This window comes from Hymenobacter amundsenii (genome assembly GCF_002204745.1).
GTDB classification, from domain to species: domain Bacteria; phylum Bacteroidota; class Bacteroidia; order Cytophagales; family Hymenobacteraceae; genus Hymenobacter; species Hymenobacter amundsenii.
Genome location: NZ_NIRR01000018.1, coordinates 60,421 through 87,166 on the forward strand (window position 1 = coordinate 60,421; position 26,746 = coordinate 87,166).

At 61.5% G+C, this 26,746-nt stretch carries 22 protein-coding genes and 1 pseudogene; 13 read left to right on the forward strand and 10 right to left on the reverse strand.

The genetic code is table 11. The features are described from left to right. The first annotated feature begins 278 nt into the window (after positions 1 to 278). Complete coding sequence (locus CDA63_RS11920; protein WP_088464684.1) at positions 279 to 1,295, forward strand: NAD(P)/FAD-dependent oxidoreductase; 1,017 nt, start codon at positions 279 to 281, stop codon at positions 1,293 to 1,295. Between the two features lie 103 nt (positions 1,296 to 1,398). Then, positions 1,399 to 1,725: a 2Fe-2S iron-sulfur cluster-binding protein gene (locus CDA63_RS11925; protein WP_199797527.1), complete on the forward strand. Its 327-nt coding sequence runs from the start codon at positions 1,399 to 1,401 to the stop codon at positions 1,723 to 1,725. A 108-nt stretch (positions 1,726 to 1,833) separates the two neighbouring features. On the opposite strand, the gene CDA63_RS11930 is transcribed toward CDA63_RS11925, so the two are convergent. The 3 genes from CDA63_RS11930 to CDA63_RS11940 form a co-directional block, all read right to left on the reverse strand. Continuing rightward, the gene (locus CDA63_RS11930; protein ID WP_088464685.1) at positions 1,834 to 2,172 is read right to left on the reverse strand and encodes a hypothetical protein; all 339 of its coding nucleotides are present in this window, start codon (positions 2,170 to 2,172) and stop codon (positions 1,834 to 1,836) included. Between the two features lie 160 nt (positions 2,173 to 2,332). After that, a complete protein-coding gene (locus CDA63_RS11935; protein ID WP_088464686.1) occupies positions 2,333 to 8,635 on the reverse strand; it encodes an alpha-2-macroglobulin family protein in 6,303 nt (2,100 codons plus the stop codon). A gap of 151 nt (positions 8,636 to 8,786) precedes the next feature. Beyond that, entirely contained in the window at positions 8,787 to 9,380 is a 594-nt protein-coding gene (locus CDA63_RS11940) for a DinB family protein (RefSeq protein WP_165768283.1), read from the reverse strand. Positions 9,381 to 9,506: 126 nt separating this feature from the next. On the opposite strand from CDA63_RS11940, the gene CDA63_RS11945 reads away from it, so the two are divergent. Further along, positions 9,507 to 10,493 carry a hypothetical protein gene (locus tag CDA63_RS11945; RefSeq protein WP_126546838.1) on the forward strand — a complete coding sequence of 329 codons (987 nt, stop codon included), beginning with the start codon at positions 9,507 to 9,509 and terminating at the stop codon, positions 10,491 to 10,493. A gap of 117 nt (positions 10,494 to 10,610) precedes the next feature. Beyond that, the gene (locus CDA63_RS11950; protein WP_088464689.1) at positions 10,611 to 11,660 is read left to right on the forward strand and encodes a ComEA family DNA-binding protein; all 1,050 of its coding nucleotides are present in this window, start codon (positions 10,611 to 10,613) and stop codon (positions 11,658 to 11,660) included. Positions 11,661 to 11,719: 59 nt separating this feature from the next. Here the strand turns inward: CDA63_RS11950 and CDA63_RS11955 are convergent, their stop codons facing one another. Both CDA63_RS11955 and CDA63_RS20885 read right to left on the reverse strand, forming a co-directional pair. Further along, the gene (locus tag CDA63_RS11955) at positions 11,720 to 12,082 is read right to left on the reverse strand and encodes an integrase core domain-containing protein (RefSeq protein WP_088464690.1); all 363 of its coding nucleotides are present in this window, start codon (positions 12,080 to 12,082) and stop codon (positions 11,720 to 11,722) included. Positions 12,083 to 12,162: 80 nt separating this feature from the next. Beyond that, positions 12,163 to 12,315 (reverse strand): hypothetical protein, encoded by a 153-nt coding sequence (locus tag CDA63_RS20885; protein ID WP_165768284.1) that lies wholly within the window; start codon positions 12,313 to 12,315, stop codon positions 12,163 to 12,165. A gap of 491 nt (positions 12,316 to 12,806) precedes the next feature. Between CDA63_RS20885 and CDA63_RS11960 the strand changes: the two genes are divergently transcribed. From CDA63_RS11960 to CDA63_RS11990, 7 genes are all read left to right on the forward strand, one after another. Continuing rightward, positions 12,807 to 15,989 carry a SusC/RagA family TonB-linked outer membrane protein gene (locus tag CDA63_RS11960; RefSeq protein ID WP_242434653.1) on the forward strand — a complete coding sequence of 1,061 codons (3,183 nt, stop codon included), beginning with the start codon at positions 12,807 to 12,809 and terminating at the stop codon, positions 15,987 to 15,989. 16 nt (positions 15,990 to 16,005) lie between these two features. Beyond that, positions 16,006 to 17,457 (forward strand): SusD/RagB family nutrient-binding outer membrane lipoprotein, encoded by a 1,452-nt coding sequence (locus tag CDA63_RS11965; protein WP_088464692.1) that lies wholly within the window; start codon positions 16,006 to 16,008, stop codon positions 17,455 to 17,457. 9 nt (positions 17,458 to 17,466) lie between these two features. Further along, the gene (locus CDA63_RS11970; RefSeq protein WP_088464693.1) at positions 17,467 to 18,831 is read left to right on the forward strand and encodes a sodium:solute symporter family transporter; all 1,365 of its coding nucleotides are present in this window, start codon (positions 17,467 to 17,469) and stop codon (positions 18,829 to 18,831) included. Continuing rightward, positions 18,824 to 19,657, forward strand: coding sequence for a metallophosphoesterase family protein (locus CDA63_RS11975; RefSeq protein ID WP_088464694.1), 834 nt, complete (start codon positions 18,824 to 18,826; stop codon positions 19,655 to 19,657). Before CDA63_RS11970 ends, CDA63_RS11975 begins: the two co-directional genes overlap by 8 nt. Before the next feature lie 347 nt (positions 19,658 to 20,004). Then, entirely contained in the window at positions 20,005 to 20,265 is a 261-nt protein-coding gene (locus CDA63_RS11980) for a helix-hairpin-helix domain-containing protein (protein ID WP_088464695.1), read from the forward strand. Positions 20,266 to 20,560: 295 nt separating this feature from the next. Further along, positions 20,561 to 21,181, forward strand: coding sequence for a hypothetical protein (locus tag CDA63_RS11985; RefSeq protein ID WP_126546840.1), 621 nt, complete (start codon positions 20,561 to 20,563; stop codon positions 21,179 to 21,181). A gap of 53 nt (positions 21,182 to 21,234) precedes the next feature. Then, entirely contained in the window at positions 21,235 to 21,654 is a 420-nt protein-coding gene (locus tag CDA63_RS11990) for a hypothetical protein (RefSeq protein ID WP_088464697.1), read from the forward strand. 65 nt (positions 21,655 to 21,719) lie between these two features. Here the strand turns inward: CDA63_RS11990 and CDA63_RS11995 are convergent, their stop codons facing one another. Together CDA63_RS11995 and CDA63_RS12000 are read right to left on the reverse strand one after the other, a co-directional pair. Next, positions 21,720 to 22,046 carry a hypothetical protein gene (locus tag CDA63_RS11995; protein ID WP_088464698.1) on the reverse strand — a complete coding sequence of 109 codons (327 nt, stop codon included), beginning with the start codon at positions 22,044 to 22,046 and terminating at the stop codon, positions 21,720 to 21,722. 510 nt (positions 22,047 to 22,556) lie between these two features. Then, on the reverse strand, positions 22,557 to 23,354 hold the full coding sequence (locus CDA63_RS12000; protein WP_088464699.1) for a phosphatase PAP2 family protein: 798 nt from the start codon (positions 23,352 to 23,354) through the stop codon (positions 22,557 to 22,559). A gap of 175 nt (positions 23,355 to 23,529) precedes the next feature. On the opposite strand from CDA63_RS12000, the gene CDA63_RS12005 reads away from it, so the two are divergent. After that, a complete protein-coding gene (locus CDA63_RS12005) occupies positions 23,530 to 24,408 on the forward strand; it encodes a hypothetical protein (RefSeq protein ID WP_126546841.1) in 879 nt (292 codons plus the stop codon). Between the two features lie 124 nt (positions 24,409 to 24,532). Here CDA63_RS12005 and CDA63_RS12010 read toward each other — a convergent pair whose 3' ends face one another. After that, positions 24,533 to 25,459, reverse strand: coding sequence for a hypothetical protein (locus tag CDA63_RS12010; protein WP_088464701.1), 927 nt, complete (start codon positions 25,457 to 25,459; stop codon positions 24,533 to 24,535). 139 nt (positions 25,460 to 25,598) lie between these two features. On the opposite strand from CDA63_RS12010, the gene CDA63_RS12015 reads away from it, so the two are divergent. After that, positions 25,599 to 25,790: a cold-shock protein gene (locus CDA63_RS12015; RefSeq protein ID WP_088464702.1), complete on the forward strand. Its 192-nt coding sequence runs from the start codon at positions 25,599 to 25,601 to the stop codon at positions 25,788 to 25,790. Positions 25,791 to 25,897: 107 nt separating this feature from the next. On the opposite strand, the gene CDA63_RS12020 is transcribed toward CDA63_RS12015, so the two are convergent. Both CDA63_RS12020 and CDA63_RS20890 read right to left on the reverse strand, forming a co-directional pair. Further along, entirely contained in the window at positions 25,898 to 26,401 is a 504-nt protein-coding gene (locus tag CDA63_RS12020; protein WP_088464703.1) for a gliding motility lipoprotein GldH, read from the reverse strand. A 24-nt stretch (positions 26,402 to 26,425) separates the two neighbouring features. Beyond that, positions 26,426 to 26,746 (reverse strand): annotated as a pseudogene (locus tag CDA63_RS20890) (Signal peptidase-like protein); the annotation flags it as partial.

Here is a 26,746-nt window from a genome sequence, read left to right on the forward strand (position 1 = left end):
GGAAACCAAAACCCTACCATGCTTCCTTACACGACCACATAAACGCCCTCAGCATTGCGCTGAGGGCGTTTTTTATTGTCCTGAAAATACTGATATAACTTAACTTCTGCGGCTTGGCTTAACCTGTTGAACGGAGCTGGCAGCGGGCTGCCTATCTTTGCGCCCGCGTAGCGGCCGGTACCCAATCTGCTTTGGCTTTTTAGCCAACGATTTGGGCGGTTTGGTTGTTAAGCAGGCGGCCCCTACGGGCCGGATGTTCCGTTTTTCGTTGCTTGTACATGACCAATTCCATTTCCACTGATATCTGCATTATCGGGGCGGGCCCGGTGGGGCTGTTTGCCGTGTTTGAAGCCGGGCTGCTGAAGCTGCGCTGCCACGTGGTAGATGCCCTGCCCCAGGTGGGCGGGCAGCTCTCCGAAATCTACCCCAAGAAGCCGATTTACGATATTCCGGGCTTCCCTGAAGTACTGGCCGGCGACCTGGTGAACAACCTCATGCGCCAGATTGAGCCTTTCCACCCCACGTTCACGCTCGGCGAGCGGGTGGAGGAATTCAGCAAGCTCGACGACGGCTCGTTCCATCTTACGACCACCGACGGCACCCAGATTAGCTGCAAAGCTGTAGCCATTGCCGGCGGCCTGGGTTCGTTTGAGCCCCGCAAACCTGCCATCGAGGACCTGACGACGTTTGAGGGAGGCAAGGGCGTGTACTACATGGTGCGCGACCCCGAAACCTTCCGCGACCAGCGCCTCGTAATTGCCGGTGGTGGCGACTCGGCCCTCGACTGGACCATTTTCCTGGCCAACGTGGCCAAGGAAGTAACGCTGGTACACCGCGGCACCACGTTCCGCGGCGCGGCCGACTCGGCCGAGAAGGTGCAGAAGCTGCACGAAGCCGGCAAGGTAAAGCTCGTGCTCAGCAGCAACGTCACCCACGTGCATGGCAACGGTCGCTTGAACGCCGTGACCATCACGGCCAACGGCGGCGATACCGAGCAACTCGAAGCCGATTCTTTCATCCCGCTCTTCGGCCTCACGCCCAAGCTCGGGCCGATTGGCGAGTGGGGCCTGGGCATTAACGAAAATGCAGTGGAAGTGAATACGGAGGACTATTCGACCTCCGTACCGGGTATTTTCGCCATCGGCGACATCAACACCTACCCCGGCAAGCTCAAGCTCATCCTCTGCGGCTTCCATGAGGCCGCACTCATGTGCCAGGGCGCGTTCAAGTACATATACCCCGATAAAAAGTACACCCTCAAATACACCACCGTCAACGGGGTACCTACTCTTTAGAAGACAGGAGTTAGGAGCTAGCAGATAGAATGGCCTCTCCTCTATTGTGAGGGCGTTTCTCCTTCTAGATCCTGACTTCTAACTTCTAGCTTCTTAAAAAAACATGACCGACGAAGTACGGGTGTACGTGGAGGAATCTCCCGGCCACCGCCACGAGATTACGGCCCCCACGGATATGGGGCTGAGTTTGATGGAAATCATGAAGGCCGATGGCTACGACATTCAGGCCACGTGCGGGGGTATGGCGCTTTGTGGCACCTGCCACGTAGAGGTGCTGGCCGGCCCCGAGTTGCCCGAGCCCTCCGACGATGAGCTGGCCATGCTCGAAAGCCTGCCCATCATGACCCAGGGCAGCCGCCTCTCCTGCCAGATTCGCCTACACCCGCGTATAGACGGGCTGGTGGTGCGCCTCATGCCCCAGGATGCCTAATCCAGCATCAGGCGGCGCTTCACCATCGCTTACCTTTTCAACAGAAAGCCCCGTTTCGCGCTTGCGAAACGGGGCTTTCTGTTGATGATATTCGGGATGTAACGGCGCTTAGCGGCGGGCTGATCTTCTTTTGATAACCACTTTGCGCTTTTCGACTGGCGCGGCTACGGGCTCAGGTGTGGCAGCTGCTTCAGCGGCGGCGGCGGCGCGGGCCGTGAGGGCAATTTCAGCCTGAACCTGGGCTTCGGCCTTGCGGGCAGCTTCTTCGGCGGCTTCGAGGGTAGCGGCGCGTTTGCGGCGGGTGGGCATCAGGAAATCGCGCTCGGCGCGCTCCTGGGCCGGGAGTTCTTCTTCGCCGGGCAGGCTGGTGGGCGTAACGGTGGCCGAAGCCTTGGCGTCGTCCTGGGCCCAGGCAGAAGTGCTGCCGAGCAGCACGGAAAGGAGCATGAAAAGCTTTCGCATCAACTTTTTTCTTTTCTAACCAACACTAAACGAAGCGCAAAGGTACGGCTTTGGGGGGCGCGTGTCAACCCGGAAGGCTAAGTAAGCTCGGCAATCAGGCGTAGCGCCGCGTACAGGCGCAAAAGAGCAGCCTTCCCTGGTCGGCTCACCGCTGTGCCCCTATGGTGAGTCGCGTGCCGGCCGAGTGGGTCGTGAACTCGGGGGCGTAGAGGCACTGCAGCTGCGAGAGGCCGCCGCTGAAATTGCCCGCCTGCGCCGCCCGCAACCGGTACTCGAAGGTGTGAGTGCCCTTGGGGAAAAAGCTGATGAAAAAGTTGGTGGCCGCGTCGCGGGGGCTCTCGTAGTAGCCCAGTCCGTTCTGGTAGCGGTAGCCACTGGTCTGGCCGATGAGCTCCAGCCCGGCGGCGCGCTGGTCCTTGAGATGAACGTACTCCAGGTCGCGGTCGGCGCGTAGCACCAGGCGCACCACCAGCACGTCGCCCACCCGCAAGGTGCTGGCGGGCGTGAGGGGTTCAAGCACGGGGCCGGCGGCAGTGCGCTGCTCGCGGTAGAGCTGGCGCTCCAGGCTCAGGCCGGTGGCGGCGGGCGTTAGCTTGTCGAGCTGCTCGAAATACTGCCAGTAGAGGGCACCCCAGGCCACACCGGCATCAGGCTTGCGCACCGTCACGCGGCCCTGGGCAGGCTTAATGGCGGCGGCGGGCCAAGTGATTTTATAGTAGCCGGTGCCGGCCTGCTGGCTGGTGGGCTGGGCGGGCTGCCCTCCTACCGTCACCACCAGGGGCTCGGCGGCAGGTTTGAGCCAGTCGGAGCCACGTAGCAGCAGGGCGTAGCAGGCATCGGCGGTGGCGCGGGTGCTGGGCCAGTTCTGCACCTGCTTCTGCTTGAGCAACCAGAGCTTCATTTCATCCACGGCGCGCTGGTCGTTAGCTACTTCGTCGAAGGCCTCGATGAGGGTGGCCTGGGTTTCGGTGGGGGCATCGCGCCAGTAGTAACCGGGGCGTACGTCTTTCCAGTACATGCCCAACTCCTGGCTGTGCAAGGCGTTTTCGCGCAGGGCCGTCAGGATTTGGGCGGCGGGAGTGGGCATTTTGGCGCGGTGCAGGGCCAGGGCCAGCTGGGCCTGCAGGTAGCGGGTGCGGCCGGGCCAGTAGGTGGCGCTTTGCTGCTGGTAGTAGCCGAAAGCCGCCTGCGCCGCCTTGGGCACGGCCGGTGCCGACCAGAAGCTGCGGGCGTACTGGGCCTGAATCTGGAGGTCGGTGAGGTGGTCTTTGGTCAGGTCAACCTTGGGCTGCTTGAGCAGGCGGGCATAATCCTGCTGCAACTCGCCGTCGAGGTAGGCCAACGCGCTTTGCAGCAGCGGGCGGGCTTGCTCGTCCTTCAGGGCATCGAAAGCGCCCAGCTTTTGCAGCTTGCCGAAGCCGGCCACAATGAGCTGAGTGATGTAGCGGTCGGCGGGCATGCGCTCGAACCACGGAAACGAGCCGTCGGGCAGCTGCATCTGGCGGAGCTTAGCCAGGGCGCGGGCTGTTTCGGCCTCCAGGCGGGGCTCGTCGAATAACTCGGCGAGGCGGCGCATCCGCTCGGTTTCGCTCTGGGCGTCGCGCACCCAGGGGGTTTCCTGGAGCAGCAGGGCTTTCAACTCTGGATTCTGCTCCAGCTTGCTGCTCAGAGCCGCTTTGTCGCCCGACCGGGCGGCGCGTTGCCACTCGGCCAGCGTGGTTTTCAGGGCCGGACTGCTGCGCAGAATTTTGGCCGCCAGCAGGTTGGCATAGAGGCGGCTGAAGGTTTGCTCGGAGCACTCGTAGGGGTACTCCATCAGGTAGGGCAGCGCCTGCATGGCGTACCAGGCCGGGTTAGGCGTCATTTCCAGCGTGAGCGAGTAATTGCGCCGGGTAGCCGAGGTAGTGCTGGTGAGCTTCTGCAACTCAAACTCCCGGGTGGCCGGCCCCACAATCGGCAGCGGCAGGCTCTCGGTCACGAGCAGCCGGTTAGGCAGCACCGGCAGCGTGTTCTGCTCGCCGTCTTCAACAGTGGCCAGTGGCGAATTGCCAGTGGCCAGTTTGTTTTGGCGGCGCAGTTGGCGTTTCTCTTTGCCAGACAACTGGGAACTGGCAACTGGCAACTGAGCCGATGCCACCACTTTGTAGGTTATGGCTTCCAGAGGCAGCTGGCCCTCGGCGGTTTCGGGAATAGTCAGGCTCCAGCTTAGGGCCTGGCTTTGATTGCCGTTGAGGTCGAAGGCGAGTTGGGCGGGGCTTTGCAGCAGGCGGGCTTCGAGGGGCTGCTGGGTGCGGGCATCGAGCAGGAAGAGCTGGGCGGTGCCACGCAGAGGCTGGTCGGTGAGGTTGCTGAGCTTGGCCTGGAAGGTAAGCTGGTCGCCCTCGCGAAAGAAGCGCGGGGCGTTAGCCGTCACTTGTAGCTTCTTCTGGGTCACGAGCTCCCGGCGCAGCTGGCCGGAACGGAGCTGTTGGTCGTGGGCCAGGGTGAGCAGCAGCCAGCGCGTGACGGCCTCGGGCATCTGGAATTCGAGGACGGTTTCGCCCTGGGCATTGGTGCGCAGCGCGGGCAGCCAGAAGGCCGTTTCCCGGAAGTCGGTGCGGGCCTGCACGTTGCCTAGGTCGGGTTGGGAGACAACTGGTGGGGCAGAGTCGGAAGAATTTATCGAACTCATCCCCCTGATTTGTACGCCGGCTGCTTTCCCAGCCAAGGCACTGGCCATTGGTGCAGACGTCTGTCTGGCCGCTCCGGTGACGACTACTTCACTAAGCTGCTTGCTATCAGCATCCATTGCCACATTCATGCGCAGGCTTTTCCGATTTGAAACCGCCTCTTCTCTCGTGTCTTCCCCCATAAAGCCCCACATATGTAGGTGCGGGTAGCTGATTTCATCGGGCGAATCCAGTTCAGGCTGCGCATCGAATAGCGCCTCACTCTCTTCCAGCCCAAACCGACCCTGCCAGGCCAGCGTGGCGGGCAAATAGGGCTTTGGGAATTCCAGCGGCGCGAAGCTGTGGGGCCGGAAAACGTCTAGCGACTTATCGTAGAGCGTGGCCAGCAGCTCGGCGTCGGCGGGTTTGCCATCGGTTTGGTGGATGGTGACGCGCCAGGTTTCGCGCTGGCCGGGTTGGAGCTTGTCGCGGAAGGTGGCGATGCTGAGCACCAGCGGCGCGGGCGGCGTGGCCACCTGCACGGCGGCCGTGTGGAGGTAGAGGCGGTTGTCGCGCACCTGGGTGAAGTGCACGTAGAGCTGGGTTTCGCCAAGGGCGGCGGACACCGGCACTTCCACTATGCGCTGCTCGCCGGCCCGCAGCGTCAGCCACTCGGAGCGCAGGGTTTCGCCCCGGGCCTCGGCTTCCAGCAGTACGCGGGCTTCGTTTTCGGAGCTACCTACCAGGAAGCGGGCCACGCCACCGGGGCGGATGCTGTCTTGCAGGGGTACAAACCAGTCGGTAGCCGGCACCGGCAGCCGGGCGGCGGCGGGGTCGAAGAGGGTGAAGCGCTGCTCGGCCTGCGGTGCGGGCTGGCCGGCAGTTACCGGCGCGGCGGTGGCTTCGAGCAGGTAGCGGCCAGGTTCCTGGCGGGCCAACTGGGCGGCCAGTTCGGGCAACAAGGGGCTTTTCTCGGTATTGAAGGGTTGGGTCAGGACCAGCGTGCGAGCCCAGGTGCTGTCGTTGTCCTGTTGGGCGTAGGCATCGAGCGGAAACTGTCGGCGGAACTCCTCCGGGCTTAAGGCTTCGCGCTCGGGCCGCTCCCAGAGGCGGGGCCGGAAGGCCTGAGCGGGGGGCGTGAGGCGGTAGAGGCGCAGCTCGCCGGTAGCTGGCAATGCCTCCCCAGTGGCGTTGGTGCTGAGCAGGCGCAGGGCTGATAGCGCGTTGTGGTTCAGCAGTTCCGGCATCTCAAAGCGCAGCGTGAGGGCCTCGGTGCCAAGGCTGAGGCGCTGCTCGCTGGTACGGGTTTCGCCGGCGGCATCTGTCACGTCGGCCGTTACCTCGAACACGTAGCCAGGCTGCCAGGAGCCGCGCTTGCTACCCACCGCAGTTTCCCCCGCCTGGGCCACGAACGTGACGGCAAAACCGCCCGCCGAATCGGTGCGGGCCGTGCCGTTGGCAATTTCCTGTTCCGGCGCGCCGCCCCCGTAGAAGCCGCGCCCGAAGTAGGGCCAGAACGTGCGCCGCACCACCCGGTAGTTCACGGCCGCCCCATCCACGGGCTGGCCGGCGTAGGCGGTGGCCGTGCCGCGCACCGTCACGGACTGCCCCAGCACGGGCGTGCCCGGCACCGGCGCAAACGTCACCTGGAACGTCGGCCGCTTGTAGTCTTCGACGGCGAAATCGATTTGCCCGCCGTTATCCGATTCAGCAGCAACCAACGTCATCTGTCCGTTGAGCAAACCGGTTGGCAGCACAAAAGAGCCGTGGAAGGAGCCAAACGTATTGGTCCGAAATTCGGCCCGTTGCACGACCTGACCATTGACGTCGTGAAGCTCCACAGTTTCCTTGAAATTGGCCAGCACCCTTGTCTTGCTCTTCCGCTGCTCGGCAACAATTCCCTTGAAGTACACCGTTTGCCCGGGCCGGTAGATAGCCCGGTCAGTGTACAGGAAGGTGCGGCTTTCGAATTCATCTTCCTCATTCAACTGGCTGCGACGCGGGCCATAGTAGCCCATATTCTCCGTCATCAGCAACGAATCCGGGCCCTGAGTGAACAGGGCGGCTTCCAGCTGGATGTCTTTGCCTACCAGCTTTACGGGAACATGCGTCTGCCCCGCAACGCTGGTGGTCTGAACTTCGCCTCGCCGCCGTTGGTAATGGCGTTTGGTTTGGTCGTAGAACAAGAAAAACGGCAGCACCCGCACCCCGGCCAGGGGCGCGCCGGTCTGGCGGTGGAGCACCAGCAGCTCGGGGCCGTCGGCAGCGGGGGCGCTGCGGCGCACGTAGCTCAGCGCACTCACCTGCACCTGGCTGGTGGCCGTAACGGTGCCGGGCTGTTCTTTGGTGGGGTTGGCGGGTGCGGTGCTGAGCACGAGCAGGTACTGGCCCACCGGCAGGGCCGGGCTGGCGTACTGCCCGGTATGGCTCCGGAAATCGGCCGAACCGGATACGTCCAGCGTCCAGGTTGCGGCGGGCGTAGCGGCCAGTTGGCGGGCGTAGCGTTGCGTTAGGGTTTTGTTCTCGTACAGCTCCGGCTTTTCCAGCTGCCGCAGCTGCTGGGCGCTGCTCAGGCGGTAGGCGGTAGCGTAGAGGCGCGGGGCATTATGGGCGGTCAGCCTCAGCAGCCAGGGCTGGCCCGGCAGCAGTACTTCCTCCGTCGTGAAGCTCACCTCTACCCGCTCCAGCTGGCGGCGCAACGCGGCAGCTTGTTGGGCCCCGCGGGTGTTGGGGTACTGCTGCTCTATGGCCAGGGCCAACGCGTGGGCTTTGGCGGGCTCTTCGTCCTGCCAGGCCGCCGCTTCCGCCGCTCGGAACTCGGCGGCAATGGGCAGGGCGCGGTAGGTTTCGGCGGCCTGGGCCAGGGCGGCGCGGTAGAATTGCGCTTTGCTTTCCAGCCGGGCGTGCTGGTGCATGAACTCCAGCCGCTGCAAATCCGCGTCGGCTAGGGCGGTTGGGTTGGCTTTATCGGTCAGCCGAAAGGCCAACAGCTGCTGGAGCACTTGCAGGGCGTGAAACTGGCCGTTGAGCGAGTCGGCGGCCGGGGCTGCCAGCTTCAGGCGGGCAAACCCGGCCGCCGGGCCGAACAGGGCCGGGTCGGTGAGCTGGAACTGCTGGGCAGGCTTCGTAATGTAGAGTTCATCGTTGCCCAGGCCCTCCACGGCCCGAAAAGCCAGCAGATCGAAGAGCGTGGGGCGGCGTTGGCGGCCCTCGGTATCGGCGCCACGGCTGAGGTAGCCCAGGTCCGCCAGTTTCAGTTGCTGCTGACGGTGGGGCTCATCGGTGGTCGAGGCGCGGTAGTGGTTCACCACGGCGGCCCCGAGGCGGGTGGCGTCCCAGGTGCGCAGGTCGGCGCGGCTCTGGTCGGCCGTGTCGGGGCCGGCTACGGCGGTGCGGCGGTAGAGCTGGTAGCGGTGCTGGTCGTAGTAGCGGGTGTAGAGCTGGGCCAGCAGGCTGTGCAGCACCGGCCGGGCCGGGAACTGGGCCGTTTTCACATCGGCTTCCAGCAGCCGGATGGCCTGGAAATCGGCCTCTTCTTCCTTGCTTTCCAGCAGGCGCAGCTTGTAGAGCAGGGCGCGCAGGTACTCGGGCGCAGCCTCGGGCTGGCGGCGGGCTTGCTGGTAGAGAGGCTCCAGTAGCTTGGCTACCGAAGCGGTTTGCTCCTTAGCCAGCAGCTGGTCGATTTTCTTCCAGGTAGCCGCGTTCGGGCCACCAAGGCCGCCCAACGAAGGCGTATGCTGCGACGAACCGGGTACCATGAGCATCAGCAGGGCAAGTAGGCTTAACAGGAAAGGGCGCATAGAGTCGGAAGGAGAAGGGCAAGTTGCCAAAAACCCTGATGCCAGCCACCGCCGGATTCCACAAACCAACTTCGGGAAGAAGGCAAAAAACACCAGCGCCCCGCCGACCACGGGGGCCAACGGGGCGCTGGGTTACACCGGCGCTACTCAGTTACTCAGTCACCGATTCATTCCCTTCCAGCCCATCGAGCACGCGCTCGGCCTGGCCGATGTGGCGGTCGAGGTGCACAACCAACATTTCCAGCACGTCGGGCAGGCGGGGGTAGTAGAGTGGGATAATGGGGTTGGGAATGCGCACGGCGTTCATGTTTACGGTGCGGGCCTGCTCGATCAGGTGGGTTAGTTCGTCGAGCTGGCGGCCGAACACTTCCAGCACCGTGCGCGGCAGCCGGTAACCGCTCGGGGCGTATTGCTGGGGCGATGTAAGGGGTTTTTCGGTGGCCGGTACGCGCAGGGCTTCCGTCATTTTACGGCCAACGTAGCCGTGTTTCACCGCGTCGGCGGGCCGGGTGCCCCGCTCGCGGGCGGCCTTGAGCTTGCGGCTGATCAGGGGTAAATAGAGCCCTCCCAAAATATTGAGGTGCTCCAGGCACTGGCCCACACTCCACTTGCCCGGCCCCGGCCCCCGATTGAGCTGGTCGTCGGAGAGGGGGCGAAAGCGGCGGTTCACGATTTCCCGCATTCCGGCCACCTCGGCGGTCAGCATATTCAGAAAGTGGGTGGTCTGGTGAGGCGTATCGGGCATGAGTGGGGGCAAACGAGCGACTGACGGAGATGTAATGATACGCGACCCGGCCCACATGGGCAATGCCGGCCGCCAATTCGGCCCCCTATCAGCGGATAATTCCGCTACGGGCGGTACTTTCGGCTTATGCACCCTTCTTCTCCCCTTCGCCCACTGGCTTCACTATTAGCCTTGCTTGTGGTACTGCTGGCCGCCAGCCCCCGGGCCAAGGCCCAGGCTGCCCCTAACCCGGGCGAAAACATTGCCTACCTGGTCACGTTCGGGTCCCAGGCCGATAAAAGCTGGGGCGACGACGACTTTACGCAGACCTTCTTTTTCCTGATTCCGAAGGAAAACCGCCAGCCGGTGTATATCCGCGTGTTCGACCCCGACTGCGGGGGCCAGCACGACGAGGCCAAGTTTGGCTGGAACACCCGCACCGATTTCAGCCTCTACGGCGGCCCCGGGGCCCACTCGGCCCCCGATGCCCGCGCCATTTCGCCCCAGGGTGAGTACCGCAGCGGCACGCTGCTGCGCCAGCAGAGCTTCGGGGCCGAAAAAACCTACGACAACAAGTGGTACACGTTTGGCCCCCTGAACCCGCTGGAGGGGGAACTGGTGCCCGAGTTCGACGGCTACGTGTTCAAGATGGTAGTGCAGGGCCAGAGCGGCGACGACGGCAACCTCTACCGCTACTTTCTAAGCACCTCGCCCACCGAAAACGTGCCCGTGGAGGGCGGCAACGCCTTCACCTACGAATACTCGTTCCGCCTGGCCGCCGTGCCGGGCCGCAAAACCCACCTCTACCCGTTCGTCAACGACCGGGTGGTGAGCATCAAGCAAAGCAACTTTGACGTGGACGGCGACGTGGGCCTGAAGATTTTTAGCGTGGCCAAAAACGGCCACCCCGCCACCGTGAGCGGCAACAACGTGTGGGCCAGCAGCACCCACCAGATTGCGGAAAAAGAGCACGGCCTCTCGCTCGACTTCCAGCTCACGACGCTTTCCAAAGCCCCCAACGACCTGGTATTCTACGTGACCGACCAGTACGATACGGCCCTGCCCTTCTTTGCGGTTCCGCTCGGCGGCCCGCCGCGCTACCGCTACGAAGTCGACGTCAAAATCCGCAAGTAACCAGGCGCTACCGGGCACCGGGCGGCTTAGCTGCGTTATTTTCTGGGCAATGGATTGATTTTGTGCTGATTTCCCGCTAAACTAACCGGGTCTATTCCGCACTACAAGCTATCCGTTATGCCTGCTGCCCGCCCGAAACCGGCTTTGCCTGCCACCCCACGCCCCACCATGGGCCCGGCCGCGCGGCTGCGGCGGGCGGTGCGGCGCTACTTCGGCTTCTCGCGGCGCGAAACCACGGGCTTCGTGGTGCTGCTGGCACTGATGCTGCTCTGGCTGGCCCTGCCCACGCTGCTGCAGCCCGCCCTGCCCACCTACGACCCAGGCCCCGACCAGCGTCGCCTCGATGCCTGGGCCACCACGCTGGCCGCACGGCGCACGGCGCGGCCAGCCTACGCCAGCCGCTACCCCCGCCGCCCCTACGCCGCCCGCGAGCGGGTGCCCCAAGTGCCGCTGGCCCCCTTCGACCCCAATACGTTTACGGCCCGCGACTGGCAGGCGCGGGGGCTGCCCGCCTGGCTGGCCGAGCGGCTGGTGAAGTACCGCGCCGCCGTGGGTGGCTTCCGGGCCAAGGAGCAGCTGCGCAAAGCCTACGGCCTCTCCGACACCACCTACGCCCGCCTCGCTCCCTACATCCAGCTACCCGAGCAGCTACCCGCCCGCGAGCCGCGCAGCTTTGCCAAAACTGGTGCTAACCGATATCCTGAGCGCCCACCCTTCGAGGCCAGGCCCGGGGGGTTCGTGCGCAAGCCCACCCACCTGGCGGCCTTCGACCTGAACGCAGCCGACACCACCCAGCTCATGCAGATCCGGGGCATCGGGCGGGGCTACGCGCGGCGGATCGTCGAGTACCGGCAGCGGCTGGGCGGTTTCCGGCAGCAAGAGCAGCTGGCCGAAATCTACGTTTTGCACGATGCCCCCGACCTCGTCGACAGCCTGCGCAAGTACACCTTCGTGGCCCCCGGCTTCGCCCCCGCCCTGCTCCAGGTGAACGCCGCTTCCTTCGAGGTGCTCCAGGCCCACCCCTATGTGGGCAAGCGCCTGGCCCGGGTGCTGGTGGCCTACCGCCAGCAGCACGGCCCCTTCCAGCAGCCCGCTGACCTGCGCAAAATCCGGCTGCTCGACGAGGCGACGTTTGAGAAACTGCTACCCTACATCGTGCTGCAATAGCGCAGTGAATCCCCCGCACCTCCATAAACCCGCCCCGTAACCGTACTGCTTCTTCAAATTCAAATGAAGAATTGGGGTGGTCCAGTAAAAACGGATAGTGCGCTAAGCCAGGTTGAGTTTCTAGTCGCATTCAAATTGATGGGGGAGCGGTAGCCGAGGGCGGAGTGGCGTCGGTCCAAATTGAAGTAGATGTCGAGGTGGTAGGCAACCTCCAAGCGGGCCTCTTCGAGATTGGCAAAGTTCTCGCCTTGGGGCAGTGACTCGGTTTTGAGCGTGGTCCAGCCGGCTTCGGCCTGCGCCTTGTTGTAGAGATTACCCAGCCGGCTGAAGCTGGAGAGTGCGCCGGCCTGTTCGATGCGGGCCCGGCCAGCGGCGCTGTCCGGGTAAGCCCTATACTTGAAAAGCGTGTCGAGCACGGCCACGCCTGGGCTTGGCTGCCGCGACGAGGCGGCGCGCTGGCGGGCGGCGCACCGAGGCTTGGTTTAGTGCCGCCCAGTGCCCGTCAGCCTGCCAGCTGGAAAAAATAGTAGACCAATGGGAAAGCCGAAAACTCGCGGTGCAACAGCGGCCGCTGGCAGCCGCTGTTGGCCCGGCAAATCAACGTGTCGATAATCAGGCGAAGCAAGTGCTTGCGGCGGCGTGTATCGGGCACCATTTCGTCAAAAACTTGTCACTGGAAATTAACCAGGTTCGTTTCGTACATCTTTGGTCGGATGAGAAAAAAGGATTAACCTGACTGGTTTCTTTGTGCCTGCCAACCTACTTATAATTCTTAACGGGCTCTTAATAGTGAATAAGGCATTATAAAGCCTTTAACGTGTTATAATTCAGGCATTTTTGCAGGCATAGCCACATACAAGGTGCCTTGCTTTAAGGGCGTAACGCTTCGGCCATAAATCCGTCGTCGCCCTTACGCCGTTTGTCGGGCGACGCCCCGTGACCATGTCCGACCCCAACGCCTAGCTGGCCTCGTGCTTACGCCGTTTGTCGGGCGACGCCCTGCTGGTTTTGGTTGCTAGAAGAAAGAAGGACACTTCTTTCTTCTGGTCATCATCGCTAGACCACTTCGTTCGGTAAATTGCCAAAAGTTCTTTCTCCTAATACGCTCCATAAATGAGAACATTACTACTCATTTCCTCTCTTTCCTTGGTATCCGTACCTGCATTTGCCCAGAAACTCACCGGGCAAGTCGTAGACAATGCCTTGTCGCAACCGATTGTAGGTGCCACCGTGCAGGTAAAACGCACGCAGGCGGGTACGCTCACGAATGCGGCGGGAACGTTCACACTGACCAATCTCCAGCCAAACGACATCCTGGTTTTTTCGTACCTGGGCTACGAATCGCAGGAAGTCCCGTACACGGGTCAAACCAACCTGACGGTTGAGCTGGTTGCGGGCGTTTCCCTCAATGAGGTCGTCGTGACGGCCCTGGGACTGGAGCGCAACGCCCAGAGCCTGGGCTACGCGGTGCAGAAGGTAGAGGGCCGACAGGTGAGCGAGGTGAAAGCCGCCAATTTTCTCGACAACCTGGCGGGTAAAGTAGCGGGCGTGATGGTCACGGGTGGCTCAACGGGGGTGGGGGCGTCGTCGCGCATTACTATCCGGGGCGAATCGTCCTTTACCAACAACAATCCCCTCTTTGTCGTCGATGGTATTTTGATCAACAACGCCACGGTGGTCAACCGGGTCGACGACGATGCCAACGGGTTTCAGGAAATCGATTTCGGCAATGGGGCCGGCGAAATCAACCCCGACGACGTGGCGTCGGTGACGGTTTTGAAGGGACCGGGAGCGGCGGCGCTCTACGGCACTCGGGCCGCCAATGGGGTTATCCTGATTACGACCAAAGACGGTTCGGGGGCGGGCAAAGGCATTGGCGTGAGCTTCAACAGCACCTTCTACGCCGAGCAGCCGTTTCAACTGCCCCGCTTTCAGAACAGCTACGGACAGGGCAACAGTGGGGCGTTCAAGTACGGCGACGGCCTGGGCGGAGGTGTCAACGACAATATTTCGTACAGCTATGGCCCGAAGCTGGATGCGGGCGTGCTGACGCCGCAGTACGACGGCCCCGTCACCCTGCCCGACGGCCGGGTGGTGCGCGGTGCCGATACAAACCTCTACAGCGGACTACCCATCACCCCAACGCCGTTTGTGTCGCACCCCAACAACCTGCGCGATTTTTACCAGACGGGGCATACGGCCATCAACAACCTGGCTGTTTCGGGCGACTACGAGAAAGGCAGCTACCGGCTCTCCTACACCGACCTCAACAGCCAGTCGATTATTCCGGGGGTGGACCTGAAGCGCAAAACCCTGGCCGCCCGGCTGCAGTTTGACCCGACCCGGCGGCTGAAAATCAGCTCCTCGCTCAACTACATCAACAGCGGCAGCGACAACCGCCCCGCCACCAAGTACGGTTCGGAAAACACCAACTACGCCCTGAGTGCCTGGCTGGGCCGCCAAACCGATGTCAACGCCATGAAGCAGTACTGGCAGCCGGGGCTGGAGGGTATTCAGCAGTTTTCCTACAACTATACCTACTTCGACAACCCGTATTTTACGCTCTACGAAAACCGGAATTCGTTTACCCGCGACCGGCTCATCGGCAACCTGGCCGTAACGGCCGAGCTGGCCAATAGCCTGACGCTGCTGGTGCGTAGCGGCATGGACTACTCCAATGAGAACCGCCAGTTTCGCCGGGCCTTCAGCAGCAACCGCTTCAAGAACGGCGCTTACGCCGAGAATGCCGTTTTTTTCCGCGAAATCAACACCGACTTCCTGCTCAACTACACCCGCAGTCTGGGTCCACTGTCGCTCGACATATCGGCGGGGGGCAACCGCCTAGACCAACAGACCTCGTTCGACCAATTTCAGGCCCTGACGCTGGCGCAGCCGGGCGTGTTCAAGCTCAACAACGCTGCCTCGCCGGTGCAGGTCTACCAGCAGAGTGGCCGCAAGCGCATCAACAGCCTATATGCGCTGGCCAAGCTGGGGTATAAAAACGTCTTGTTTGTCGATATTACCGGGCGCAACGACTGGTCGAGCGCCCTGGCCACCCCCACGTCTACGGCCAATACGGCCTTCTTCTACCCATCGGTAGCGGCCAGCTGGGTGCTGTCGAACCAGTTCACGTTACCCACGGTCGTGTCCTTTGCCAAAGTCCGGGCCAGCGTCGCCAATGTCGGCAACGACACCAGTCCCTATCAGACCGCGGGGGTATACACCGCCCGGAACCCGGTTTTTTCGCAGCCTGCTTTCAGCGACCAGAGCACCATCGCCAATACCAACCTGAAACCGGAGTCCATCACGTCGCTTGAAGTCGGGGCTGATGTCCGCTTCTTCAACGACCGACTGGGTTTCGACCTGACCTATTACGATGCCCGCACCAGCAACCAGATTCTGTCCGTACCCATTGCCATTTCGACAGGCTACAGCGAACGGGTTATCAACGGGGGGGAGGTACGGTCGCGGGGTATCGAGGCGGTGGTGAACGCCACGCCCATCCAGACGGACCGCTTCCGGTGGAATGCGAACCTGAATTTCAGCCTGAACCGGACTACCGTTGTCTCCTTGCCCGATGAAGTCGGCACCCTGACGCTGGGCTACAACCGCATCTACGACAACGTGAACCAGACGGTCTGGTACCAGGTGCGGCAGGGCGACCGGGTGGGCTCTATGTGGGGCACGGGCTACCAGCGCACCCCGCAGGGCGAATTTATTGTGGGCAGCAACGGGCAGTATATTGCCGATAACACCCTGAAGAGGCTGGGTAACTACAACCCCGACTTCATGGTGGGCCTGTCGAACCAGTTTAGCGTCGGCAATTGGAATGCGGGCTTTCTGCTCGACTGGCGGCAGGGCGGCATTCTGGTGTCGCGGACGCTGGCCCTGGCCGGCGTGGCGGGCCAGCTGATTGAAACGGCAGACCGGCCCGAGGGGGGCATCGTAGCCAGAGGCGTGGTGAATACCGGGACACCCGACAACCCGAACTACCAGCCCAATACCCGCGCCATTCCGGCCGAAACCTACTACCGGATGTATTACGACCGGAACAATGAGGAGAACAGCACCTACGATGCCTCGTATGTAAAGCTGCGGGAAGTGACCCTCGGGTACACCGTGCCCCAAACGGCCTGGTTAGCCAAAAAGCTGCGTACGCAGCGGCTGACCGTGGCCCTAGTCGGGCGGAACCTGCTGGCCCTGTCGCACATCCCACACTTCGACCCCGAGCAGACCTCGTTCCAACAAAACCAACTACAGACGGGCGTCGAGGACATGACCTACCCCACCACCCGCAACGTGGGCGTGAAACTAAGCGCGAACTTTTAAGCCCTACCAACAGCACATGAAACGGAAATTATACAGCATCCTGCTGCTGACCGTACTGGCTGGCTTTCTGCCCAGCTGCAAGGACGGCTTCGAGGACATCAATACGAACCCCAACGCGCCGGTCGACGTGCAACCGTCGCTGCTGCTGCGTAAAATCACCTTCGACTACGGCGAACAGATGGCGTACGAAGCCTTTGTGGCCGGCAACCTGCTGGGGCAGTACTTTACGGCCATCGACTTTAACCTGTTTGACCGGCACAGCCTGAGCGAGCCGCAGTACGGCGGTAATCCCTGGCCATTTATGTACAGCAATCTGCGCGACAACGAGATTCTGCTGCAGAAATCGCGCGCCAATGTGGCTTTTGGGGTGTACGAAGGCCCGGCCCTGATTATGAAAGCCTACATCGCCGCCGAGTTGACGGACCTGTACGGCGACGTTCCCTACAGCGAAGCGCTGCAGGGCAAAGCGGGGATAGTTACGCCGGCCTACGACAGTCAGGAATCCATTTACATGGCGCCCGGCGGCATCCTCGACAACCTTGACAAGGGCATCGCCTCCATCAACAACTACAAAGGGACTACGGCGCTCGACGGTGACGTGCTGTACAGTGGCAACCGCAGCAAATGGGTAAAATTTGCCAACTCTTTGAAAATTAAGAGCCTGATGCGCATATCAGGCAAGGTAGACGTGAAAGTTGCCCTGCAAAAAGTCGTGTCGGAAGGCAATTTCATCAAGACGAATGCGGACAATGCCGTATACCGATTCTCGCTGACGCAGCCCAATAATTTCCGCATGGCTACCGCCCGGGTCGGTGATTTCAACCTGTTTATCATGTCCAAAACCAGCGAGGAACTGCTGACGGGGCTGAACGACCCCCGGATAGCGACGTACTTTCGCCCAACGGCGGCCAGGCCGGGTACCTACAAAGGCCTGTTGAACGGACCGGATGCCTCAAAACTCTCTATCTCGCTGGCCGATTACTCACTTACGGGGACCATCTTCCGGGAAAATTCGGACCGTTTGTATGCCAACTACATGACGGCGGCCGAAACCAGTTTCTGGCTGGCCGAAGCCGCCGAGCGGAAGCTGGTATCCGGCTCGGCGAAGGCCTTGTATGAACAGGGTATTACCCAGTCGTTTGAGTACTGGGCAACGGCGCTGCCCGCCAGCTACCTCACCAGCAGCAAGGTGGCCTACGGCCAGAACGGCCAGGACCCCATCGAGCAGATACTGACGCAGAAATGGCTAAGTAACATCAACAACGGCTACGAAGGCTGGACCGAGTACCGCCGGACGGGTTATCCCCGCCTGAAAACAATTTCGGCCAGCCTCAACAACGGGCTGATTCCCGTGCGGATGCCCTACCCCGGCACGGAAAGCGCGCTGAACACGGTGCAGTACAATAAAGCGGCCGACAAAACCCAGAACAACAGCATCAACTTTCCCGTTTGGTGGGCTTCCCGCTAAATACCCCTTATGAGTACAACCCTGTTGCAGTGGGCGTTGGTGCTGGCCTCCAGCGTCACGTTATTTTTCGTGTCCCCGCTGGCCCGGACGGCGGCCGAATTTTTCAGAGGAACCCGCAAAGAGTGCACTCCCAATACTGTTTTTCTGACCAGTAGTCTGGTCATCTCCTGGCTGTTTGCCAAGTCGATTACCAATGCCGCCAACCTGGGCCAGAGCTTCGGGTTGGTGGGGGGCGTGGCCTACGCGGGGTACTACGTGTCGTTTCTGGTGGCCGGTTTCGTCATCGTCTCCATGCGCAACAAGGGGGGCTACCGCAGCATCCACCATTTTCTGGAATCGAAATATGGCGCGGGGGCAGTTCTGGTCTTTACCTTCCTGATTATCATTCGGCTCTACAACGAAATCTGGTCCAACACCATCGTCATCGGCTCTTATTTTGGCGCACAGGGCACGAGTGCTTACTACGTTGCTATTGTGGTGTTCACCCTGCTGACGCTGGCCTACACACTCAAGGGCGGCATGAGCAGCTCGATTATGACCGACGTGATTCAGATGGCGCTCTTTGTGGTGCTGCTCACGGTTATTCTGGGCTTTATCCTGCCGCAATACGGGGGTAGCCTGAAGCCCTTTCTGAGCAGCGGGGAATGGACCTTGGGGCAGGGCATCGATTTGCTGCTGGTGGCGTTGGTGCAGTGTTTCAGCTACCCCTTTCACGACCCGGTGCTCACCGACCGGGGGTTTATCTCCGATACGCGCACCACGCTCAGGTCGTACCTTTGGGCGGGTGCTATCGGCGCGGGCTGCATCATCTTTTTTAGCTTCGTGGGCATCTTCGCCAAGCTCAACGCCCTCACCGGCGAAGCACCGGTGGCCGTGGCGCGTTACTTCGGGGTGCCCATGCTGCTGCTCATGAACCTCATCATGGTAACCTCCGCCTCGTCGACCCTCGATTCGGCCATGGCCTCCTTCTCCAAACTGGTCAGTATTGACCTGAGCAAAATGGCCGTGCCAAGCGTATCGCGAGGCCGGTGGGCGATGGTGGCTTTAACGGTTCTGGGCACGCTGCCGGTGTTTTTCAACCCCGCCATTCTGTCGGCTACCACTATCAGCGGGACGCTGGTACTGGGGCTGGCCCCCGTGTTTTTGTTCTGGAACACGCCTGCCCCGCGCTGGGCTTTTCACTTGTCGGTAGTGGGTGGGCTGGTGCTGGGCGGTTTGCTGACGCTGTTTTCCCTGCCCGATTCCCTGTGGCTGGGCGACGGCAAATACGGGGAGCTGTTGAGCGTCAACCTCATCACGTCGGGTTTCTGTTTCGGGATATTCGGCCTCAGTATTCTTCTCCGTAAAAAAGCCCTATTGCCCGCTAATGGATAGCCCACTCCCCCAGGATCTTGGCACGCGAAGCGGCCGGCTGCTTGTTTTCGGAGGCCCCTACTCGAACCTCCAGGCCCTGGAGGCGCTCCAAGGCATTGCCAACCAGCTGCAGATTCCAGCTGGCAACGTCATCTGCACTGGCGACATCGTGGGCTACTGCGCCCAACCCGAAGCCGCGGTGCAGCTGGTGAAAGACTGGGGGGTACACGCCATTCAGGGCAATGTAGAACAGAACATCATCCGGGGCGAAGACGATTGCGGCTGTAACTTCGCCGAGGGCAGCCGGTGTGATTTGTTCTCCCGCGCCTGGTTTCCCTACGCGGTGCGAAGCCTATCGGCTGGCTCGGTCGCCTGGCTGAGTACGCTGCCGCTCCAGCTGTCTTTCCGCTATGCGGGCAAGGCGGTAGCCGTGTTGCACGGGGCGGCCACCGGCATCGCCGATTTTGTGTTCGCTTCTACCCCCTGGCCGGTGAAAGAAACCAGCTTTGCTGCCACCGGGGCCGAGGTGGTACTGGCTGGCCACGCCGGACTTCCCTTTGCCGATGAGCGGGCCGGGCAATGCTGGCTCAACGCGGGCGTGATTGGAATGCCCGCCAACGACGGTACCCCGCGGGTGTGGTATCTGCTGCTCGATGATACCAATGGCCGTTTCAGCTATACCTTTCACGCCTTCACCTACGACAACTGTAGGGCGCATGAGTTAATGCAGACGAATGGGCTCCCCGATTCCTACGCGCACACGCTCTTAACGGGCATTTGGGATAACTGCGAAATTTTGCCAGAGGCAGAGAAGGCTCTACAGGGCCGCGCCATTCCCCTGCCTTAGGAAGCTAATGGGCAGAACCCGCTCCCTTTGCTACCCCTTTCTGGGCAAAGCTGAAAATGGTTTGGTTCGGACCAGGAGGCATTAAAATGGGATGGGAACAACTCCTGCTTCGCCGAAACGGCAGCTTCAGTTTGACTGGAAAGAATTAGGTGGATACTCCCAGCTTGCGATGGGTCGGATCACGAGTAAAGTCAGTAAGGGTCTTTTGCCACCTGGCGCACACGAATTCGTTTGGGGTTAGCCCGCGAAGGGTCTTCAAGCGCTTGACGTAAGCGCGGCGGATAGTCGAATACCGGCAGCGGCTGGGCGGCTTCCGGCAGGAAGATCAGCTGGCCGAAATCTACGTTTTGCACGATGCCCCCGACCTCGTCGACAGCCTGCGCAAGTACACCTTCGTGGCCCCCGGCTTCGCCCCCGCCCTGCTCCAGGTGAACGCCGCTTCCTTCGAGGTGCTCCAGGCCCACCCCTACGTGGGCAAGCGCCTGGCTCGGGTGCTGGTAGCGCACGGCCCCTTCCAGCAGCCCGCCGACCTGCGCAAAATCCGGCTGCTCGACGAGGCGACGTTTGATTGGACGAAACGGCTATCATCGGCCAAGGCTTTGCCATGATAGTTGTATTCTGAACACTTCCAAAGGCACCAGTCGCACGTCAGTCTTGCTCCTGTCGAGCGTCTTCACGCTTATGGTAGTAAGTTTATGATATACTTGATTTGGCTAATTGAGTTTGACAGGTTAAGTAAGGCACTACCATAGCCGCGGCAGCGGAACAGGTCATAACATTTTATAAACCACCGTTTATAACACATAAACTTACGCCTTATTGAAACCACCGTTTCAGTAAACACTCTCTCGATGTTGAGCTGAACAGGTGCATGCATTGCGAGCCCGCCTTACCTTTGCCGGCATGTCCTTTGCCGACTGCCGCCTTAGGCAGCACCGGTATGTACCCCGCGAGCTGCTGATGCGCCTGCGCATATTTGCGCTGGGTGCGTCAGCATATGCGCGGCCGTCAGCTACCAGGTGCTGGCCCGCCGCTAGTAAGCCAGCAAACGCAACACGCCTAACACCACCCTACCATCATCTCATGCCGACCTCAAAACTACCAAGGCTTTATTTTGAAAACGCTGTGGGCGGCCTTTATGAGCACCCCAACGGCTACGTCATTTTTCGGTACCATCCCGGCAAACGCAAATTTGCTGATTTTCAAGCCCTGCTGACCCACACCTCGAACCTGCTCCAACGCAACGGCTGGAACCGGCTCTTGGGCGACCAACGCCAGATGTCCCCCCATACCGAAGAGGAAACAGCGTGGATTGTCGCGAACTGGCTCGGAGGCTACAGGCAGCGCAACGCCAGCATTTATGGCGCCGTTCTCTTAGCCCAAGACGTGTTTGCCCGGCTGTCCATGAATCAAATACTGCACGATGCCCGCGAATCGGCCTTGGTTTACCACGTGTTTGACGACGAAGCAAAGGCAATAGACTGGCTCAACCAGATAGCTTCAGAAAGTACAGGTGACTTCTAAAACAACAGTTATCTTCTGTCTTGGTGTGATAAGGCAGGTAGTATCTTTGTACTATGATTGATACCATAGAGCTTGCCTCCCGTACTATTTTTTTTCGATCCGATTTGCGCGTAATGGTGGTGCGCTGGCATACGGAGGCCGAGCTGGAGGTGGTACAATCCGAATACTGGAAAATGCTGGAGGTAGCCGTGGCGCACGACCTGAGTGACTGGCTGCTGGACGTACGCCGGCGGGCGCAGGCTCCGGTAGCGCTGAGTGCCTGGGTGAACAGCACGTTCTATCCGGAAGCGTTGGCGCGGCTGGCACCACGGCGCCTGCGGATGGCGGTGCTGAGCTCGCCTTACATGACGCAGCAGTACATCAACGACCCCGGGCATCAGCAGCAGGTAGCCTATGCGATGGACGCGTCGCGGCCCTACGACCTAGCCTTATTTGAAAATGAGGGCGACGCTATGCACTGGTTGCGACCCTAGCAGAATGGTAAGGCGCCTGCCGGATGGTTGGGGCTTTTTAGTGGACCGTTTTCTTGAACGACTATTCACTTCTTCGTCTCGACTTCACTTTGGGGTAGCCACCGGATGGGCTGCCCAATAATAGAGCAGGCCAGAGCGACGGTTTCAGCTAAGTCCAAACAGCCAGCCGTGTAGCTTTCTTGTTCGGCAAACGCAGCATCGGTCCATTCGATGAAGTACATTTCCCCTTCCGCATTCAAGACGGGCGCCTCCTCTGCTAGGTCGAAAAAACCAGCCGCCTTTTCTTCCTCGTGGTAATAGTCATAGTTGAGCGCCTTGACAATAACCCCTTTGGGCTGAACACCGCCATAGAGCCAGTGGCCCCTGCAAATTTCGCGCTCTTGTTTTTCCATACAGACGGCTACAACAATACGCTCCTTTTCGTGAACGGCAGAAATCAGCCCGGCACTAGGTGGCTAGGTGGCCCCAATAGGGCAGGGCGAGTTTAAAAAACTCGTCTACGATTCAAAGTTCAGGAAACTGGCCGGGGAGATGAGTTTCGTAAACTCCCAAACCGGTGCGTGGTCCCCGGCAAAGTACCACACCGGCAGCAGCCCACACAGCAGGGCGAAAACCACCACGTTTCCAAGGCTACGCTTATAACACCGATTATATTAAAGAACGGAACCAAGACGAGGGAGAGACTTTATTCCTCTCCACTGCCTCCAAAGTCCTGTTCGCCTACGTCTTTGAAAATGTTCAGCGCAGCATCCACAAAACACGCCTTTGCGCATCATTCCATAAACAGCGAACCGTGGACAGGTTTTGCAAATTCGTTCTGGGCGGCGAGAGTACGCCGGCCACCCGTGCACCTGTTTACTTCGGCCGCTTATGGAGAGACGGGCATCCGAGACACTAACGCATTACCGCACCACCAGTACCGCCCCCACAGCCCCGCCGGGGGCGTAGGTGGGCAGCAGCAGCAGCTTCTGGGCCAGGTGGGGCAGGTGGCGCACCACGGCAGGGTAGAGCCGCCACACGGTTTCGGCGGAAAGAAAGCCGATGCTGGCCCCCGCCACCACGTCGGTGAGCCAGTGCCGGTCGTTGAGCATGCGCATGGCCCCGGTGGCGGTGGCCACGGTGTAGCCCGCCACCGATACCCAGGGACGGCCCCGGCCGAACTGCTCGTGCAAGAGCGTGGCCGTCAGGAACGCCTCGGCCGTGTGGGCCGAAGGAAAGGAGCTGAAATCGGTGGGCTGATCGGGCCGGCGGGTGTGGCTGATGCGCTTGAGGTTGCTGACGATGCCCGTGCTCAGGGCGTGCGAGAGGCCGTAGCAGGCCGTGAACGGCACTACGCCCCGCTCCCCCTTCAGGCCCACCGCAAACAGCCCGTAGGCGGCCAGCGCGGGTACGTGCCGAGAGTAGTTGTCGAGGTGGGTATGGAAATTGGGGAAGCTTTCGCGGGTTTCTTCGCGCACTTCTTCCTTTAGCTCATCGAGCAGATTTTCGCTCCGGCTCAGGTAGCCCAGGGTCACCAGGGCCACGGGTATGGCCGTGCGCAGCACTGCCGGCCGGCGCAGCCAGTTGCGGGCCGGAGCAGCCGCTACCGAGTCGGCAGAGGCCCGTAGCGGAGCTTGGGCTGCGCCGGGGCGCACCAGCGGGGGCGCGGCTAGCAGCAGGAGCAACAACAGGAAGCGCGGGGCGGCAGCGGGCAGCAGCATAGTGTGGCCATGGTAGCGTAAGGTTCTGGTAAGATAGCCGCTTTACCGGTTGCTTACCACCCGCCGGGCCCGGTAAATTTGCACTTTCGAATAGCCATGGCCGCCCAGGCGGCGTATGAGCCCGCACGGCCACGGCCATCCGACTGCTTCTGCCCTTTCTTGCTACTTTCTCACCATGCCCGTTCCGCCACGCCATCTTTGGCTTTCTTGCTGCACTCTTGGTCTGCTGACCGCGCTGCCTGCCTGCACGCCGGTCCCCGACCGGGGCACTTTTGCCGTGGCCGATGCCGACTACCACGTCAGTAAGATTGGTGAGCTGAGCAAGCGGGCCCAGGAAAGCTCGGGCCTGGAAATGGCCGGCCCCGGCGGCGACCTATGGACCCACGCCGACGGCGGCAATACGGCCCGCCTCTACCGCGTTACGCGCCAGGGCGACTTGCTGCAGGCCCTCGATCTGGAGCCGCTTCAGAACATCGACTGGGAAGACCTGGCCCAGGACGACAACCACCAGCTCTACGTGGGCGACTTCGGCAACAACCACAACAAGCGCCGTAACCTGCGCATCTTCCGCCTCAGCGGCCCCACCTGGCAGCAGGTCGATACCATCACCTTTTCCTACCCCGACCAGCACGATTTCCCGCCCGCCAAGGCCCGTCGCAACTTCGACTGCGAGGCCTTTTATTATTACCAGGACAGCCTCTACCTGTTCACCAAAAACCGCAGTCCCACGCTCTGGACCAAGCAATACGTGTTGCCCGCTCGCCCCGGCCACTATGTAGCCCGTCTCTCCGATAGCCTGCTGCTACCCACCCGCGTCACGGCCGCCGATATCAGCCCCGACGGCCGCCGGGTAGCCTTATTGGGTGTCGATTGTGCCTACCAGTTCGAGCGCCTGCCCGGCCGGCCGCTCTTCGATGGCCTCAAAAGCCGCCTGCGTCTGCCCAAAGCCGGGCAGGCCGAAGCGCTGGTCTACATCAACGACTACGACTTTATCTTTAGCAACGAAAAGGGCAAGCTGTTCCAGGCTACGCGCCGCAACGCTGACCGTCCCTAGCCATTCCAAAACCAGCCTGTTAGCATTTGATCAGAACGTTTTCCATGTCAAAAAAAGGCCTCCCCGCCCACGTGATAAGCGGGAGCGGGGAGACCTTTTTTAGGGTCTGGATGCCGTAATATACTTACACGGCCTTGTCTGGCGAGCTGGTTTGGCCGGGAGCCGAGCCGTAATCCGGCGAGTCGGGGGCGTTGGTGCGCTGGTCGGAGGCAGCACCGTAGTTTTTGGCGGCCTCCTGCTGGTCGTGGTCGCCTTTGGCGGGCGAACCGGGCTGGCCGGGCTCTGCGCCGTCGTACTCGTCGTTGTAAGAGCCACCTTTGGTGCCGAAGCCCTCCGCTTCGCTGCCTTCCGAGTTGGCCGAGCCGGCAGCTTCGTAGCCGCTCCGGTCGGCGGTAGTGGGCGGTGTGGCTTCGGCCTCATCGCGACCGGTGTCGGCATTGGTAGGCGCCTGGCCGGTGCGCTGGCCTACGGGGCCGCCCTCGGGGTGGCCGGGCGTGTAGTCTTCGCGCTGGTTGCGGGTAGTGGTATCGGGCTGAGCGCCGGTATTTTGGGTGCCGCCCAACGACGAGGTGCCGTAGTTGGCCGCGTAGCCCGAGTCAGTGCCCTGAGGCGCGTCGTTATCGTTGCCGAAACTAGCGCCGACGGCCGAGCCGGGCGTGTCGCCGGCGCCGACGGCTACCGTGCCGAAGCTGCCATTTTCGACCGAGGGGAAACCCCGGTCGGTTTGGGCCCGCTCGCCCACATAGCCGGTGGTGGCGGCGGGTTCGGTTACCGAACCGGCGTAAGTTTGGGTGCCGCGGCTGGGTTCGTCGCTGTAGCCACCCTTGGTGGCTCCTTCCAGGTCCTGGCGGCCGAATTCGCCCCGGCTGGCGCCGCTTACCTCGTTTTGCTCATGATTGCGGTCGTGGGCCACGGGCTGCTCGCTGGTCGTATTAGCTGGGGCCCGCAACTCGGGCGGCAGCTCATCGGCAGGGTTGGCCGCAGGCGAGGCGGCGGGCTTTGCGGCTGAGGCAGATTCGTTGGCGGGGTTGGGGTTGGCAGTATCGGACATAAGGCGCGGAAGCTAAGGTGGTAGTTGGGTGTGCATACGCAACCGGCGCGGCCACGTTCCGGGCCAGGGTCTTTTGTCGGGTTGAAAAACCGTGTAGATTTACCGCCATTCTTCCACTCCACAACCGTTTACCCCCGCTATGAAAACCGGTAAAGTAAAGTTCTTCAACGAATCCAAAGGATTCGGCTTCATTGTTCAAGACGAAAACAACGAGGAAATCTTCGTTCACCAAACTGGACTGGTTCACGAAATCCGCGAAAACGACCGGGTTTCCTTCGACATCGTCGATGGCAAGAAGGGCCAGAACGCCGTTAAAGTTGAGCGCATCTAAGCTGCTTGCCCCATTCATTTAAAAAAGACCCGTTGGCAGTGCCAGCGGGTCTTTTTTGGATAAAACTGGGTCGTACACCCGGTTATAAGCGGCTTTGGTGACTCGTGCTACTTCCCGGCCTCATGGCGGGCCACGCGTACGCCCACGGCCATAATGCCCCGGAGCTGATCCTGGCGCATGTACTGCTCAAGCACAATTTTATAGGTGCCGGGCTGAGTGAATGACTGGTTGGGCAGGGCCAGAATGCGGTGGTCGAAGATGTCGCCGCTGCCGCTGCCACGCGGCTCGCCGGTTTTAGGGTCCATGAGCGTCATCTCGTGCAGCTTGCGCGAGATTATTTTGCCATCGGGGTCCGTGAGCGTAACGCGGGCGTAGAGGTTGTAGTACCCGTAATCCATGGCGTTGCGGATGTTAAGGTACACATCGTAGGGCTGCGTAGTATCGGTGATGTCGAACTCGAAGGTGGGTTTGTTCTGCACGGCCCACACGTAGGGGTCACCGGCGGGCGAGGTGAGGTCGATGTTTTTCTCGTACACCTCGGCCGGGTCGCAGGCCGTGAGCAGCAACATGCCGAAAATCAAAGCCTGAAGCCCGCGAAACAGCTTAGTCATAACGTCAGTCAGGAAAGGAGATGATCAGGAGTCGGTGGGTGGCGGCGTGGCCCCGCCGGAGCTGCCGCCCCGGCCCGAACGGGTACTACCCCGGCGGCTGCCCGAACGGCCCCGGCGGTTGTCGGAACCAGTTTCGCCATCGGCGGACGCCGACCGGCCACCCTCCCGGGGAGGAGTATCGTTGCCGCCGCTGCGGGGTGGGCGGCCACCTTCGCGGGGCGGGCGCGGAGCCTCGGGGGTACCACCTTCCGGAGTTGGCCGGTCGCTGCCGCGCCCGGCTTTCCCCGGAGCGGCTCTCGCCACTCCGGCTCCGGCCACCGCGGCGGTTGAGCGGCCGGGCGGCCG

Excerpts from the sequence above, each read along its gene's own strand:
- CDA63_RS11920 (WP_088464684.1), top strand. The coding sequence starts at position 279 with ATGACCAATTCCATTTCCACTGATATCTGCATTATCGGGGCGGGCCCG.
- CDA63_RS11925 (WP_199797527.1), top strand. The coding sequence starts at position 1,399 with ATGACCGACGAAGTACGGGTGTACGTGGAGGAATCTCCCGGCCACCGC.
- CDA63_RS11930 (WP_088464685.1), bottom strand. The coding sequence starts at position 2,172 with ATGCTCCTTTCCGTGCTGCTCGGCAGCACTTCTGCCTGGGCCCAGGAC.
- CDA63_RS11935 (WP_088464686.1), bottom strand. The coding sequence starts at position 8,635 with ATGCGCCCTTTCCTGTTAAGCCTACTTGCCCTGCTGATGCTCATGGTA.
- CDA63_RS11940 (WP_165768283.1), bottom strand. The coding sequence starts at position 9,380 with ATGCCCGATACGCCTCACCAGACCACCCACTTTCTGAATATGCTGACC.
- CDA63_RS11945 (WP_126546838.1), top strand. The coding sequence starts at position 9,507 with ATGCACCCTTCTTCTCCCCTTCGCCCACTGGCTTCACTATTAGCCTTG.
- CDA63_RS11950 (WP_088464689.1), top strand. The coding sequence starts at position 10,611 with ATGCCTGCTGCCCGCCCGAAACCGGCTTTGCCTGCCACCCCACGCCCC.
- CDA63_RS20885 (WP_165768284.1), bottom strand. The coding sequence starts at position 12,315 with ATGGTGCCCGATACACGCCGCCGCAAGCACTTGCTTCGCCTGATTATC.
- CDA63_RS11965 (WP_088464692.1), top strand. The coding sequence starts at position 16,006 with ATGAAACGGAAATTATACAGCATCCTGCTGCTGACCGTACTGGCTGGC.
- CDA63_RS11970 (WP_088464693.1), top strand. The coding sequence starts at position 17,467 with ATGAGTACAACCCTGTTGCAGTGGGCGTTGGTGCTGGCCTCCAGCGTC.
- CDA63_RS11975 (WP_088464694.1), top strand. The coding sequence starts at position 18,824 with ATGGATAGCCCACTCCCCCAGGATCTTGGCACGCGAAGCGGCCGGCTG.
- CDA63_RS11985 (WP_126546840.1), top strand. The coding sequence starts at position 20,561 with ATGTCCTTTGCCGACTGCCGCCTTAGGCAGCACCGGTATGTACCCCGC.
- CDA63_RS11990 (WP_088464697.1), top strand. The coding sequence starts at position 21,235 with ATGATTGATACCATAGAGCTTGCCTCCCGTACTATTTTTTTTCGATCC.
- CDA63_RS11995 (WP_088464698.1), bottom strand. The coding sequence starts at position 22,046 with ATGGAAAAACAAGAGCGCGAAATTTGCAGGGGCCACTGGCTCTATGGC.
- CDA63_RS12000 (WP_088464699.1), bottom strand. The coding sequence starts at position 23,354 with ATGCTGCTGCCCGCTGCCGCCCCGCGCTTCCTGTTGTTGCTCCTGCTG.
- CDA63_RS12005 (WP_126546841.1), top strand. The coding sequence starts at position 23,530 with ATGCCCGTTCCGCCACGCCATCTTTGGCTTTCTTGCTGCACTCTTGGT.
- CDA63_RS12010 (WP_088464701.1), bottom strand. The coding sequence starts at position 25,459 with ATGTCCGATACTGCCAACCCCAACCCCGCCAACGAATCTGCCTCAGCC.
- CDA63_RS12015 (WP_088464702.1), top strand. The coding sequence starts at position 25,599 with ATGAAAACCGGTAAAGTAAAGTTCTTCAACGAATCCAAAGGATTCGGC.
- CDA63_RS12020 (WP_088464703.1), bottom strand. The coding sequence starts at position 26,401 with ATGACTAAGCTGTTTCGCGGGCTTCAGGCTTTGATTTTCGGCATGTTG.